Here is a 15110-nt window from a genome sequence, read left to right on the forward strand (position 1 = left end):
CAATTTTTTATTTTTTTATGCGTTCTAAAATCTGAAATTGAAAATGTAAACCATTTTTTTCTATTTTATGTTTTTCTGAAAATATTGTATTCCAATTCATGTGTCTATATTCTGGAAAATAAGTATCTCCTTTAATATTAATTTTTATTTTTGTTAAATAAAGTTTATTAGCAGAGTATAGCATTTGGGAGTATAATTTACCTCCACCAATAATCATTATTTCATTTTTGTTAGTTGCTAATTGAATAGCTTTTTTAATAGAACTTACAAAATGTACATTTTTGTAGCTTTCTATATCTTTACGAGTCAATATTATATTTTGTCTCATTGGTAGTTCAGATTTTATGGAATCCCAAGTGAGTCTACCCATAATTACGCTTTTATTTATCGTATGTTTTTTGAACCATATTAAATCTAATGGTAAATTCCAGGGTATAGAATTATTATTTCCAATTACAAAATTTTCTGATATTGCTGCAATGATACTAATTTTCATTATTAATTTTAATAATTGATGCTAATTAGGTTAGATTAGTTTAAAGTGGAAATATATAAAATTATTTTTTTAGTATTGTTTTGTGTCTTTCTTGTAAAGATATAACATTTTTAATAGGACATTCTTTAATAGCCATGATTGTAGCATAAGCTCCGTTTAATGTAGTGTCATAATGCACTTGATACTGTAGTGCACTTTGACAGATTGTTTTAAAATCAATAATGTTTTGATCACAATCGTTAGTATTTATGATGTATGTATATTCATTATTTTTTAATCGATCTTGTACGTGAGGTCTTCTTTCATGTATTTTGTTAACTGTTCTAACGTTTATTCCATTTTTTTTTAGTGTTTTTGCAGTTCCAAATGTTGCATCTAATTTAAATCCAATTTTTTTAAGTTTTCGTGCTAAATCTAAGATTTTTATTTTATCGCTATTTTTTACAGAGATTAATACTCTTTTTGATTTTTTTATACTTATTTGTGCTCCTAGCATAGCCTTTGAAAATGCTTCGGAAAAGTTTTGTCCCATTCCCATAACTTCTCCAGTAGATTTCATTTCTGGTCCAAGTGTTGGTATTGATCCTCGAAATTTGTTAAATGGTAGTACTACTTCTTTCACTGAACAATAAGATGGGATGATTTCTTGCGTATAACCTTGTTGTAATAAAGTAGTTCCGATCATTACTCTTGCAGCTACTTTTGCTAATGCTATTCCAGTAGATTTTGAAACAAAAGGGATAGTTCTTGATGCTCTAGGATTTACTTCTAATATATATATTTTTTTGTTTTGTATGGCAAATTGTATATTCATTAATCCTTTTACAGAAAGTGCAAATGCGAGTTTTTTGACTTGAGATCTAATAACATTTTGAATTTCTATACTTAAAGTATATGCAGGTAAGGAACAAGCTGAATCTCCGGAATGTATTCCGGCTTGTTCGATATGTTCCATAATACCACCGATTAAAACATTTTTTCCGTCGCAAATAGCGTCTACATCAATTTCTATGGCATTGTCTAAGTAATGATCTAACAAAATTGGGTTTTTATTTTTTGATGTTACAGTATTCTTAAAGTAATCTTTTAAATCATTTTCATTGTAAACTACTTCCATAGCACGTCCACCTAAAACATATGATGGTCTGATCATAATTGGGTATTTAACAATTTTAGATTGTATATAAGCATCTTGTAAATTTGTTACAGTAGCATTAGCTGGTTGCATTAAACCTAGATCAGATACAATTTTTTGGAATCTTTTTCTATTTTCCGCTTTATCAATAGAATTTGGACTAGTTCCAATAATAGGAATGCCCTCTTTTTCGAATTTTTGTGCAAGTTTTAGAGGTGTTTGACCACCATATTGTATTATAACACCATGAGGTTTTTCTATTTTGATAATTTCTAGAGTTGTTTCTAGCGTTATTGGTTCGAAATATAATCTATTAGAAATATCATAGTCAGTTGATACGGTTTCTGGATTACAGTTAATCATGACAGTTTCAAAGCCATTCTCTCTTAAGGCTAACGATGCGTGGACACAACAATAGTCGAATTCGATACCTTGGCCTATTCTGTTTGGACCTCCTCCTAAAATAATAATTTTTTTGTTGTGGTTAATAGGTTTTGATTCACATTCATCTTCCCAAGTAGAGTACATGTAAGCTGTTTCGCTTTTGAATTCTGCTGCACAAGTATCAATTCTTTTATATACTGGATGTAAGTTTAAGTTATGTCTAATTTTTCTAATTTTTCTTTCGGAAGTTTTAGTTAGTATAGCAATTCTTAAATCTGAAAATCCTTTTTTCTTGATTGATTTAAACATAGTATAATTAATATTATCTATTTCTTTTATATTTTTTATACATTTTTCCATTTCTATTAGTTCTTTAATTTGGGCTAAGAACCACTTATCGATTAATGTTAAGTTGAATACATCATTTATAGACATTCCTAAACGAAATGCGTCTCCAATATACCAAAGTCTATCTGATCCTGCTTCTCTTAGTTCATAATGAATTTTTTTTATATTATCTGGTGTATTTTTTTTTATTTTTGTATCAAAACCACTTGCTCCAATTTCTAGCCCTACTATAGCTTTTTGTATAGATTCTTGGAATGTTCTTCCGATTGCCATAACTTCTCCTACAGATTTCATTTGTGTTGTTAATCTGTCATTACATCCTGTAAATTTTTCGAAATTGAATCTAGGTATTTTGGTGACTACATAATCCATAGTAGGTTCGAAAGATGCAGTTGCATGCAATCCGATTAAATCGTTATTTAATTCATCTAATGTATATCCTACAGCTAATTTTGCTGCAATTTTTGCTATAGGGAAACCAGTGGCTTTAGAAGCAAGTGCAGATGATCGAGATACACGAGGATTCATTTCAATGACAATCATCTGCCCGTTTTTAGGATTTATAGCAAATTGAACGTTGGCTCCTCCTGTTTCTACACCAATTTCTCTTAAAATTGATATTGACGCATTTCTCATGTTTTGGTATTCTTTATCTGTTAAAGTTTGAGCGGGAGAAACAGTTATAGAATCTCCGGTATGTATCCCCATTGGATCCATATTCTCTATGGAACAGATAATAATGCAATTGTCTTTTTTATCTCTTACTACTTCCATTTCATATTCTTTCCATCCAATGAGAGATTCGTCAATGATTAATTGTTTAGATGGAGATAGATCTAATCCTCTTTCACAGATCTCTTTAAATTCTTCGTAGTTATATGCTATTCCACCCCCACTCCCTCCCATAGTAAAAGAGGGACGAATTATTGCTGGAAATCCTATTGCTTTAATAGCTTTTGATGCTGTTTTTATATTGTTGACAATTATTGATCTTGCAGTGTTTAGTCCTATTTTTTTAATAGATTTTTCAAACAATTTTCTGTTTTCCGCTTTTTTAATAGCTTCTATAGTAGCACCTATAATTTCTACTTTGAATTGTTCTAGTATTCCATGTATACTAAGATCTAAAATACAGTTTAAAGCAGTTTGTCCTCCCATGGTTGGTAGAATAGCGTCTGGTTTTTCTTGTTTTATAATTTTTTTTATGATCTTCCAGTGAATAGGTTCGATATATGTAGAATCTGCCATATCAGGATCAGTCATAATAGTAGCTGGATTTGAATTTACTAAGATGACTTTATATCCTGATTCTTTTAAAGACTTGCATGCTTGAGCTCCAGAATAATCAAATTCACATGCTTGCCCAATAATAATTGGTCCAGATCCGAGTATTAGAATAGATTTTATATCGGTACGTTTTGGCATTTTTCCTCTTTATGGTTGATATGATAATTGTGATTTTTTATAAGAGTTATAAATTTGTCAAATAGTAGCATGGAATCGTGAGGACCTGGACTAGCTTCGGGATGTCCTTGGAAACTAAATGCATTTTTGTCTATTCTATGTAATCCTTGTATACTTCCATCAAATAGAGAAATGTGTGTAATTCGAATATGTTTTGGAATACTTTTAGGATTTACTGTAAAATTATGATTTTGTGAAGTAATCATAACAGTATTAGAGCTTAGTTCTTTTACTGGATGGTTTCCTCCATGGTGTCCAAATTTCATTTTTATTATTTGTGCTCCACTAGCTAAAGCTAATAATTGATGTCCTAAGCAAATTCCAAACATCGGAATATTGATTTCTAAAAATTTTTTTATGGCGTTGACAGCGTAATTACATGGTCTTGGATCTCCTGGTCCATTAGATAAAAAAATTCCATCGGGCAATAATTTTAAAACTTCTTTAGCTGGAGTTTGTGCAGGTACGATTGTTAAGTGACATCCTCTTTCTACTAACATTTTTAATATGTTTTGTTTTACTCCAAAATCATATACTACAATATGCAATGTTGGTGTTTTTTGAGTTGATAAAGTTGTTAAGTGTTTTTGAATATAGGTGTTTTTTTTATTCCATATGTAAGGAAGTTTTGTACTTATTATTTTTGCTAGGTCTATTTTTTTGAAACTATACGAACTATGAATTTTTTTTAATATTTTAGGAATACTAAATTTGTTTTTTGTAACTATGCAACCATATTGAGATCCAGAAGTCCTAAGTATTCTTGTTAACTTTCTTGTATCAATATCTGAAATAGCTATAATTTTATTATTAATTAAATAAGTTGACAAACTTATTTCACTTTTATAATTGCTGGGAATAATAGAGAGATCACGAACAATTAATCCTTTTGCATGCACAATTTTGGATTCATAATCATCTTTGTTTATTCCAACGTTACCTATGTGTGGATATGTAAAAGTAATAATTTGATTTAAATATGATGGATCTGTTAGAATTTCTTGATATCCTGTCATAGATGTATTGAATACAACTTCTCCTAGTGTTTCCCCTGAAACGCCAATTGATTTTCCATAAAATATAGTCCCGTCTTTTAGAATTAAAACAGCTTCTGATGATGACGTTGTTGTCATATTCAAAAATATTCTCCAATAAGAAAACATAACTAGAAATATATCTTCTAGTAAATATTTATTTATATTCATAGTTAATACAGATCATTTATTTTATATATAAAATAAAATTATATATTTAGTACATCAAACATGTTGAATAATCCTATTTCATTTGTTGACATTAGCCATATTGCGGCTTTTATAGCTCCTTTTGAAAAAATTGATCTATTTGTTGCTTTATGTATAATTTCGATGCGTTCTCCAAGAGTTGCAAAAATGACTTTATGATCTCCTATTGTATCACCGGCACGTATTGTTGAGAAACCAATTTCATCTTTTTTTCTTTTTCCTATTAATCCTTTTCTCATATATACAGCTTTCTTTTTGAAGTTCCAGTTCATTTCTTGTGATATTATTTCTCCCATTTTTATAGCTGTTCCGGAAGGAGCATCTTTTTTTTCACGATGATGTGCTTCGATAATTTCAATGTCAGAATATTGTCCTATAATGGAAGTAGTTTTCTTTAATAAATGTAACATTAAATTAATTCCGATGCTATAATTTGGAGAAAAAACAATACCAACTTTTTTTGATAATATTTTGATGGTATTTATGTCTTCTGCGGATAGTCCTGTTGTTCCAATCACAATTTTTTTATTATTTAAAGCGCAAATTTTTAAATGTTCTATTGTACTTTTAGGATTGGTAAAATCTATTAGGACATCAAAGTTATTAATTTCTTGTTTTAGAGAATCAGAAATAATAACGTTAGTATTGTTTGTTCCTATTACTTTTTTTATGTTTTCTTGAATTGAAGTGTGTTTTTTTTTTACTATAGCAACATTAAGAGAGATGTTGTTATAGTTGTTTGTACGTATCTCTTTAATTAAGTTTGTTCCCATTTTACCAAGAGCACCGGATATAGCAATCTTAAATGGTTTATTTTGCATTTTTGTTTCCTGAGTAATAAAGAATTATTTGTTTTTTCTAATACACTTCAGTTCTTTTGGAATGCGAAATATAATATTTTCACTAATTCCAGTAATTTCTTGTATAGTAGTGTTTTTGATTGTGCTTAGCTTTTTGATTATTTGTTTTATTATAATGTTTGGAGTGGAAGCTCCAGCTGTTATTCCAATAGACCGAGAATTTTTAATAATCCAATCGTTTGTATGAATTTCATTTTTAGAGTCTATTAAAATAGAATGTTTTCCTGTTTTTTTCGCTAATTGGACTAATTGATTAGAATTAGAAGAATATCTTGAACCTATTACAATAATAGTGTCAGATATCTTTGATAATTTTTTAACTGCTATTTGACGATTAATGGTTGCATAGCAAACATCTGTTTTTTTTGAATTAATAATATTAGGATATTTTTTTTTCAGTGCTGTAATAATAGGATTAATTTTTTCTAAAGATAGTGTAGTTTGAGTCATTAGCATTAATTTATTTGAATTTTTAACTTTTAATTTTGACACATCTTTAACTGATTCTATAAGATAAATTTTTCCATGAATGTTATCATATTGCCCTAGTGTTCCTTCGATTTCTGGATGTTTAGCTGTTCCTATAAGTACAGCTTCAAAGCCTAATTTGCTAGCTTTTGATACTTTTTTATGAACTTTTTCGACTAGTGGACAGGTTGCATCAATTATTTTTAATTTTCTTTTTATAGCTTTATTTTTTAGATTTTTAGATACTCCATGTGCTGAAAGAATTAGTATTGATCCTTTTGGAATAGAATTAATATGTTCATTAAAAATAACACCTCTAGATTTTAAATCATTGATGACGTATGTATTATGTACTATTTCGTGATTGACGTAAATAGGTTTTCCCCAGACTTTTAATGCAGTATTAACAATATTGATTGCTCTTTTTACTCCTGCACAAAATCCTCTTGGATTTGCTAAAAAAATATTCATATGTATGTACAAAATTTTAAGTAAATATTGTTATTTAATTATTTTATATTTATGTAAAATATATTATGTAAGTGTTAGTATATGTTTTATTTCATTTGTTCTTGTAAAGGTGAATGTATATTAGTAGGATGCTGCCTAAAAAAATACTTATGTCCGCTATATTAAATATAGCAAAATGCCAATTTTTAAAGTGAATATCAATAAAATCTATTACGAAACCAAAACGTAATCGATCTATTAAGTTCCCGATTGCTCCGCCAATTATTAAAATATAAATGAAATTGTAATATGTTTTATTGCTTGAAATAAAACACATAATCTTCGATATTATAATAATAGTTATAAAATTTATAAAATATAAGATATATTTATGTTCTTTGCTAACATTGGAAAAAAGGCTAAATGCTAATCCATAGTTGTGTGTATGAACAATGTTTAATGTTGAAGTAATATGTGTAACTTCAAATAATGGAAAATTATTACTTATCCATCTTTTACTTAAAAAATCTAATAGTGTTATTAGAAAAATACTATTTAATAAAATTAGTATGTTTAATGGGGTTAGTGATTTTTTCATTATAGAAATTTACGTGTTTCACCTGATCCTGAAATATTTAAAATACATCTTTTGCATATTTTTAAATTTTCGTTAATGTCTTCAATATTAGTAATAATATGCCAACATCGGGTACATTTTCTCCCGTTTATTTTAGAGACGTGTATTTTAAAATGTTTGATTAATGCACTTTTTATGGAATGATTGGGAGCAAAAGAATAATTTTTTATTTTAACTTGTGATGTTAAAAATAAAAATTTTAGTTCATTTTTTAATAATTTTAGTTTTTCTTTAAGACTATTATCAACATATAGTGTAATTGATGATTCTAGAGAATTACCTAATATTTTGTTTTTCCTAGCGTGATCTAAAGCTTTATTGATCTCATTTTTAATAATTAGTAATTCATTCCAATATTGGTTGTTCATAATGTAGCTGTCATTTAAGTAAAATAGTTGATCAAACCATTCTTCGGTAAATATAGATTTGCTTTTTTTTCCTGGTAAGTGATCCCATATTTCATCTGCGGTAAAAGACAGAATAGGTGCTATCCATCTTACAAGTGAATTTAAAATAAGATGCATGGCGCTTTGGCCACTTCTTCTCGCAACACTATTGGGTTTTGTTAGATATTGTCTGTCTTTAATTATATCTAAATAAAAAGAACTCATTTCTATTGAACAAAAACATGTTATGTGTTTGATTACATCATGGAAGTCATAACTATTATAACTATGGATTATTTTATTTTGAACTTCAAAGGTTTTTCCTATGATCCATCGATCTAACATTATCATATTTTTAGAAGATATCATGTCTTGTTCATAATTGAAATCATATAAATTTGCGATAAGAAATCTAGTTGTATTTCGAATTTTTCTGTAGATATCTGATGTTTGTTTAAGAATATTATCGGAAATAATAATTTCTTTAAAGTAGTTAGTAGAAGCTATCCATAATCTTAATATATCTGCTCCTAATTTTTTAATTATATCGTCAGGATGGATAGTATTTCCAATAGATTTGGACATTTTTTTTCCTTCTCTATCTACGATAAATCCATGAGTGATTACTGTACGATACGGAGGAGTAGCATTAATAGCGGTAGATATTATGAGAGAGGACATAAACCAACCTCGATGTTGATCCGATCCTTCTATGTATAAGTCAGAGATATGATCATGATGGGTAATGTCTTTTTTATACACGTCAGAAAGCATTATAGATCCGGATTCAAACCAAATATCTAAAATGTCTGTTACTTTAACATATTGGTTTGATTCATTACCCAATAATGTATCTTGATCTAAATCGAACCATGCTTGAATTCCTTTTTCTTTTACACTATTTATGACATGATCGATAATTGAAAATAGTTTAGGATGTAATTTTCCTGTTTCTTTATGAAAAAAGATAGGAATGGGAACTCCCCATGTTCTTTGTCTAGATATGCACCAATCTGGGCGATGAGATATCAAATTAATCATTTTTTCTTTTCCCCAGTTTGGCAGCCATTTAACTTTTTGAATTTGTTTTATACAACTTTTTTTCAAATTGTTATGGTTCATGTCGATAAACCATTGTTGAGTAGCTCGAGAGATAATAGGTGTTTTATGTCTCCAACAATGTGGATAAGTGTGAGTAAAATTTTCGTATTTTAATAAGGCATTATTATTTTTTAACAGTTCAATAATTATTTTTATAGATTTAAAGATATTTATTCCGTTTAATTTAGGATGAACATCAGCTATAAAGTTTCCATTTCCATCAATTGTTTGTGTTACATTAATTTTATATTTTTTGCTAACTTCATAATCATCGTTTCCAAATTCTGAAGCTATATGTACGGCTCCTGTACCTAATTCTAATGTTGCATGTTGTGATAAGATAATTGGGATTTTAATGTTTAAGAATGGATGAATAAATTGTGTATTTTCAAGAAGTTTTCCGGATGTTGTACCTAGAACATTCCATCGTTTAATTTTGCATTTCTGCATAGTAGTTTGTACTAGTTCTTTTGCTAATATTAATGTTTGCTCTGGTGTTTGTATAAGCTGATAACATAAATTAGGATTTAATGCAATAGCTCTATTTGCTGGTAAACTCCAAGGTGTAGTAGTCCAGATCACTATATATGGTGTAATGTAATTATTTAAGTTAGTAACATTGAATATTTTTTTAATAATTTTATTATTAGTAGTTTTAAATTTTACAAAAGTAGAAATAGACGATTTGAGATCGTATTCAACTTCTGCTTCTGCCAATGCTGAACAACAACTAATGCACCAATTAACTGGTTTAAAATCTCGATAAATGTAACCAAGTTTAATCATTTTAGCAAAAGTATTCATTATATGTGCTTCGTTTTTAAAATTCATCGTTAAATATGCATTATTCCAGTCTCCTAATACTCCTAATCTAGTAAATTCTTTTTTTTGATGATTTACTTGAGTATCGGCATATTTTCTACATTGGTTTCGAAAAGTATTTGTCGTAATGTTATTTATTTCATCTTTTTGGTTCATTTTTTCAATTTTATGTTCAATAGGTAATCCATGGCAATCCCAAGAGGGAGTATAAGGAGCATCGAATCCCGACATGTTTTTTGATTTAATAATAATATCTTTTAAGATTTTATTTGCTGCATGTCCAATATGAATATTTCCATTAGCATATGGAGGACCGTCATGTAAAAAAAATTTTTTTTTATTTTTTTTATTTTTTCTAATGGTATTATAAACGTTATTTTTTTCCCATTTTTTAAGAATTGTTGGTTCTTTTTCAGATAAGTTACCTTTCATTGAAAAGTTGGTATGAGGTAAATTTAGAGTTGATTTATAATCAGTCATTATTTTCTCTTTTTATGTATTTTATTTGTAATGTGATGTTTTATTAGAATATTTATTAAAGTGTAAGTTTGCTTCATTGACATCACATTTAATTTGTTTTTTTAAATTTTCTATAGAAGAAAAAAAAATTTCATTTCTTATTTTTTTGATGAAAATAACTTCTATGCGTTTTTTATATAAGTTTATAGAAACGTTTATTAAATGTACTTCGAGCATTTGTTTTATTCCTAGCATGGTGGGTCGAGTTCCGACGTTTGCTACTCCAAAGAACATTTGTTTTAACGAAAATACGAATACTTTTACTGCGAAAACTCCGCTAATTGGAGCTTTATTTTTGTATAGAGTTACGTTAGCTGTTGGAAATCCTATTAAAGTTCCATTTTTTTTTCCATGAATAACTCTTCCAGAGATACTAAAAGAACGTCCGAGTAATTTTTTAGCTAATTTTAAATCGTTGTTTTTTAATGCTATTCTGATAGCTGTGCTGCTTACTTTAATTTGGTTTATTTTAAGTATTTTAGTTGTATAGACTTCAAAATTGAAATTTTTTCCCATTTCTTTTAAAAAAGTGATATTGCCTTGTTTTTTTGTTCCAAAACGAAAATTTTCTCCAACAGCTAAAAAGAAAATATTTAGTTTTTTAACTAATATTTTGGTTACAAAATTCATCGGATTTATTAAAGAAAAATTTTTATTAAAACAAATGCATAATATTATATCAATATCCCATTGGGATAGGTATTTTATTTTTTCTCGAAATGTCATTATTCGAGTAGGAGGATTTTTTGGATAAAAGAATTCTTTAGGTTGTGGTTCAAATATAATAACAGTAGCTGGTTTTTTATGTTCTTCTTTTTTTTTGCAAATTAAGTTAAGTAGTTTTTGATGACCTAAATGTACTCCATCAAAATTTCCTATTGTTAAAATACAAGAACGAGTTTTGAACTCAAGATGATTAATGTTTCTTATTAGTTTCATAGTAAGTAATATTTTAATAATGAAAGATGGTATAAATTTTTCAGTTAAATATAATTTTTATGTCATAAATGATTTTTATAAATTGTATAGAATCCATAGTAGATCATGTTAAAATAACATATAAATATGGTGAGTGTGTGTTTCATTTGATGATATTATATAGTGTTATGTACATATTTTGAATTATTCTGTTTAAGGTCATATAGGGAGCACATATTTTGGCGAATTTAAAGTCATCTAAAAAAAGTTCTGTAAAATCTGAAAAAATAAGACGTTGTAATTCTAGTAAAAGATCTAGAATCAAAACTTTTATAAAGAAAGTAAATGTTGAAATATTATTAGGAAATAAAGAAAGGGCACAATTGCAATTTAGTCAGGTTCAATCAATTTTAGATCGATATGCTACTAAAGGTTTAATTCATAAAAATAAAGCAGCAAGACACAAATCAAATTTAGAACATAAGATTAAATTATTAGCTTAAACATTATAGAAAGATAAAGTAGTAAACGTTCATTTTTAAAATTTGCTTCCATAAAAGTTATATAGAAGCAAATTTTTTAAGGTTTATTTAGTAAGATCATCAAAGAACCTTTTTACTCCTTCAAAAAATCGTTTTGATTTAGGACTATTTTTTTCTCCTTTAAATCCATCGAAACTTTCTCCTAATTGGTATAAAAGGTATTTTTGCTGTTCATTAAGATTTACTGGAGTTTCTACGATTATCTTACATAATAAATCTCCTTTTTTTCTGTTTCTAATAGATTTTACTCCCTTTTCTTTAATTCTAAACAATCTTCCTGATTGTGTTTCTTCTGGAATTTTTAGTTTAACTTTTCCGTCTAATGTTGGTACTTCGATTTCTCCACCTAAAGCAGCCATAGAAAAATTTATTGGTACTTCACAATATAAATCGTTTTCTTTACGTTCGAAGATAGGATGTTTTTTTACTATTATTTGAACATATAAATCTCCGGAAGAAGCTCCATTTTCACCTGCTTCTCCTTCGTTATTCAAACGAATTCGATCGTCTGTGTTTACTCCAGGTGGAATTTTAACTGATAAAATTTTAGATTTTTCTATTTTTCCATGACCATGACATGTATAGCATGGAAATTGTATTATACTTCCTTTTCCTTGACATTGTGGGCATGTTTGTTGAACAGTAAAAAATCCTCTTCTTATTTGTATTTGTCCATGTCCGCGACATTTTTGACAATTTTTAGGTTTTGATCCAGATTGAGCTCCACTTCCATAACATGATGGACAAGTTTGTAAAGTAGGAATATGAATTTCTTTTGTGGTTCCTCTTACAGCTTCTTCTAGAGTTAAATTCATGTTATAACGTAAATCGGACCCTTTAGTAGACCTTTTCGTTCTATTTCCATTAAATATGTCTCCGAATACATCACCAAATATGTCACTAAAATCTGAGCTATTACTAAAATTATGAGTAAACGTAGTGTTTCTTGTATTTCCTTGTTCGAATGCAGCATGTCCATATTGATCATATGTTGCTCTTTTTTCTGTATCACTTAAAATTTCGTATGCTTCTTTAATTTTTTTAAATTTTTCTTCAGATGCTTTGTTTCCTTGATTTCTGTCTGGATGATATTTCATCGCTAGTTTTTTATATGCTTTTTTTATATCTCGTTCGTCGGATGATTGACTAATTCCTAAAATTTGATAAAGATCTTGTTTTGACATTCTTACTTTTCCTGGTTGTATAAATCTTAACACGAGCATAATAAAAATTTTATGCTCGTGTTTTTTATTCATTTCTAATTATTTATTAATAAATATTATTTTTTTGGATCTTTTACTTCTTCAAATTCTGCATCTACTACGTTTTCTTCTGATTTAGAAGAATTTGTATTATTATTAGAATTAGGTTTTGAGTTTGGTGTAGTATTTTCCATTAATTTTGAAGAAAATTTTAATACATTTTGTATTTTTTGTTCTATATTGGTCTTATTTTCTTCTTTTAGAGCTTTATCTAATTCATCTAAGGCTATTTTTATATTGTTTTGATCTTCTTTACTCATAGTTTTTTCTGCATTTTTTAGTTGTTTTTTAGTACTATGAGAGATTTGATCTCCTTGATTTCTTGTTTTGATCAGTTCTTCAAAGTGTTTATCTGATTCAGAGTTAACTTCTGCATCTGATATCATTTTTTTAATTTCTGTTTCGTTTAGTCCAGATGATGATTTAATGGTAATTTTTTGTTCTTTTCCTGTATTTTTATCTTTTGCCGATACATGTAATATACCGTCTGCGTCTATATCAAACGTTACTTCAATTTGTGCCATTCCTCTTGGTGCAGGTTGAATACCATCTAAATTGAATTGACCTAATGATTTATTGTCTATTGATCTTTTACGCTCTCCTTGAAGTACATGTATTGTTACGGCTGATTGATTATCTTCTGCAGTAGAAAATACTTGGCTATGTTTTGTTGGAATTGTTGTATTTTTATTAATTAATGTAGTCATTATACCACCCATAGTTTCTATACCTAAGGATAGTGGTGTAACGTCTAATAATAATACATCTTTTACTTCTCCGGATAGTACTCCTCCTTGCACTGCTGCACCGACAGCTACAGCTTCGTCTGGATTAACATCTTTTCTTGGTTCTTTTTTAAAGAAATCAGCTACTCTTTTTTGAACCATAGGCATTCTTGTTTGCCCACCTACTAAAATAACGTCGTTAATATCCGAAATAGACAATTTTGCATCTTTTAATGCAGTTTTTAAAGGTTCAATAGATTTAGTTATTAGATCTTCTACTAAAGATTCTAATTTAGATCTAGTTACTTTAATATTTAGATGTTTTGGCCCATTAGAATCTGCTGTGATATAAGGAAGATTAACATCGGTTTGCTGTGCAGAAGATAATTCAATTTTTGCTTTTTCTGCAGCTTCTTTCAAACGTTGCATAGCTAATGGATCATTTCTTAAATCAGTACCTTGATCTTTTTTAAATTCTTCAGATAGATAGTTTATTAATCTACTATCAAAGTCTTCTCCTCCAAGATGAGTGTCTCCATTTGTAGCTAATACTTCAAAAGTTTTTTCTTTGTCGACATTATCTATTTCTATTATTGAAATATCAAATGTTCCCCCACCTAGATCATATACAGCAATGATTTTGTTGTTTTTATCTTTGTCTAAGCCGTAAGCTAATGCTGCAGCTGTTGGTTCATTAATAATTCTTTTTACGTCTAATCCTGCAATTCTTCCTGCATCTTTTGTTGCTTGTCTTTGAGCATCATTGAAATATGCAGGAACTGTGATAACAGCTTCTGTTATTTTTTCTCCTAAATAATCTTCTGCGGTTTTTTTCATTTTTTTTAATACTTCTGCAGAAATTTGAGGAGGAGCTAATTTTTGTTTTTTAATGTTGATCCATGCATCTCCATTATCAGATTTTATTATTTTATATGGCATTATTTTAATATCACGTTGTACTTCTTCATCGGTAAATTTTCTTCCAATCAAACGTTTTATTGCAAATAATGTGTTTTTTGGATTAGTTATGGCTTGACGTTTAGCAGGTTTTCCTACTAATATTTCTCCATTTTCGGTATATGCTATTATTGATGGTGTTGTTCGGTCACCTTCTGCATTTTCTAATACACGTGTTTTTTTTCCATCCATAATTGCAATACAAGAATTAGTGGTTCCTAAATCGATACCAATGATTTTACTCATAGTTTTTCCTTATTTAAATATGTAGAAGTGCAACTTATTTTATATAGTTTTAAAGTTATTTTAAAATTTTTACAATTGTAATGCTTGATAATAAGTAGATGGGGTCAATTTTTTAATCATCAAGGCTAAAAAAAAAACTAGTTTAA

Annotated in this window: 10 protein-coding genes; 1 reads left to right on the forward strand and 9 read right to left on the reverse strand. The window is 28.2% G+C overall.

The features are described 5' to 3' along the window. Positions 1-7 precede the first annotated feature (7 nt). The 7 genes from folA to ribF form a co-directional block, all read right to left on the reverse strand. Positions 8-496 carry a type 3 dihydrofolate reductase gene (gene folA, locus U0T58_00650; GenBank protein ID XBC42414.1) on the reverse strand — a complete coding sequence of 163 codons (489 nt, stop codon included), beginning with the start codon at positions 494-496 and terminating at the stop codon, positions 8-10. A gap of 61 nt (positions 497-557) precedes the next feature. Next, positions 558-3788 (reverse strand): carbamoyl-phosphate synthase large subunit, encoded by a 3231-nt coding sequence (carB, locus tag U0T58_00655; protein XBC42415.1) that lies wholly within the window; start codon positions 3786-3788, stop codon positions 558-560. Further along, on the reverse strand, positions 3767-4960 hold the full coding sequence (carA, locus tag U0T58_00660; protein XBC42416.1) for a glutamine-hydrolyzing carbamoyl-phosphate synthase small subunit: 1194 nt from the start codon (positions 4958-4960) through the stop codon (positions 3767-3769). The genes carB and carA overlap by 22 nt, the downstream gene beginning before the upstream one ends. A gap of 110 nt (positions 4961-5070) precedes the next feature. Beyond that, complete coding sequence (gene dapB, locus U0T58_00665; GenBank protein XBC42417.1) at positions 5071-5892, reverse strand: 4-hydroxy-tetrahydrodipicolinate reductase; 822 nt, start codon at positions 5890-5892, stop codon at positions 5071-5073. A 24-nt stretch (positions 5893-5916) separates the two neighbouring features. Further along, a complete protein-coding gene (ispH, locus tag U0T58_00670; protein ID XBC42418.1) occupies positions 5917-6870 on the reverse strand; it encodes a 4-hydroxy-3-methylbut-2-enyl diphosphate reductase in 954 nt (317 codons plus the stop codon). A gap of 576 nt (positions 6871-7446) precedes the next feature. Then, positions 7447-10275 carry an isoleucine--tRNA ligase gene (ileS, locus tag U0T58_00675; GenBank protein ID XBC42419.1) on the reverse strand — a complete coding sequence of 943 codons (2829 nt, stop codon included), beginning with the start codon at positions 10273-10275 and terminating at the stop codon, positions 7447-7449. Positions 10276-10296: 21 nt separating this feature from the next. Continuing rightward, positions 10297-11253, reverse strand: coding sequence for a bifunctional riboflavin kinase/FAD synthetase (gene ribF / locus U0T58_00680; protein XBC42420.1), 957 nt, complete (start codon positions 11251-11253; stop codon positions 10297-10299). Between the two features lie 218 nt (positions 11254-11471). Between ribF and rpsT the strand changes: the two genes are divergently transcribed. Beyond that, complete coding sequence (gene rpsT / locus U0T58_00685) at positions 11472-11735, forward strand: 30S ribosomal protein S20 (protein ID XBC42421.1); 264 nt, start codon at positions 11472-11474, stop codon at positions 11733-11735. A gap of 83 nt (positions 11736-11818) precedes the next feature. On the opposite strand, the gene dnaJ is transcribed toward rpsT, so the two are convergent. Both dnaJ and dnaK read right to left on the reverse strand, forming a co-directional pair. Next, entirely contained in the window at positions 11819-12958 is a 1140-nt protein-coding gene (gene dnaJ / locus U0T58_00690) for a molecular chaperone DnaJ (GenBank protein ID XBC42422.1), read from the reverse strand. 95 nt (positions 12959-13053) lie between these two features. After that, positions 13054-14964 (reverse strand): molecular chaperone DnaK, encoded by a 1911-nt coding sequence (gene dnaK, locus U0T58_00695; GenBank protein ID XBC42423.1) that lies wholly within the window; start codon positions 14962-14964, stop codon positions 13054-13056. Positions 14965-15110: the final 146 nt, after the last annotated feature.

Source organism: Buchnera aphidicola (Meitanaphis elongallis), from assembly GCA_039830015.1.
GTDB classification, from domain to species: domain Bacteria; phylum Pseudomonadota; class Gammaproteobacteria; order Enterobacterales; family Enterobacteriaceae; genus Buchnera_B; species Buchnera_B aphidicola_AU.

Bases quoted from the DNA above. Each gene is read 5' to 3' on its own strand.
- dnaJ (XBC42422.1), bottom strand. From the start codon at position 12,958: ATGTCAAAACAAGATCTTTATCAAATTTTAGGAATTAGTCAATCATCC.
- dapB (XBC42417.1), bottom strand. From the start codon at position 5,892: ATGCAAAATAAACCATTTAAGATTGCTATATCCGGTGCTCTTGGTAAA.
- ispH (XBC42418.1), bottom strand. From the start codon at position 6,870: ATGAATATTTTTTTAGCAAATCCAAGAGGATTTTGTGCAGGAGTAAAA.
- carB (XBC42415.1), bottom strand. From the start codon at position 3,788: ATGCCAAAACGTACCGATATAAAATCTATTCTAATACTCGGATCTGGA.
- dnaK (XBC42423.1), bottom strand. From the start codon at position 14,964: ATGAGTAAAATCATTGGTATCGATTTAGGAACCACTAATTCTTGTATT.
- carA (XBC42416.1), bottom strand. From the start codon at position 4,960: ATGACAACAACGTCATCATCAGAAGCTGTTTTAATTCTAAAAGACGGG.
- ileS (XBC42419.1), bottom strand. From the start codon at position 10,275: ATGACTGATTATAAATCAACTCTAAATTTACCTCATACCAACTTTTCA.
- folA (XBC42414.1), bottom strand. From the start codon at position 496: ATGAAAATTAGTATCATTGCAGCAATATCAGAAAATTTTGTAATTGGA.
- ribF (XBC42420.1), bottom strand. From the start codon at position 11,253: ATGAAACTAATAAGAAACATTAATCATCTTGAGTTCAAAACTCGTTCT.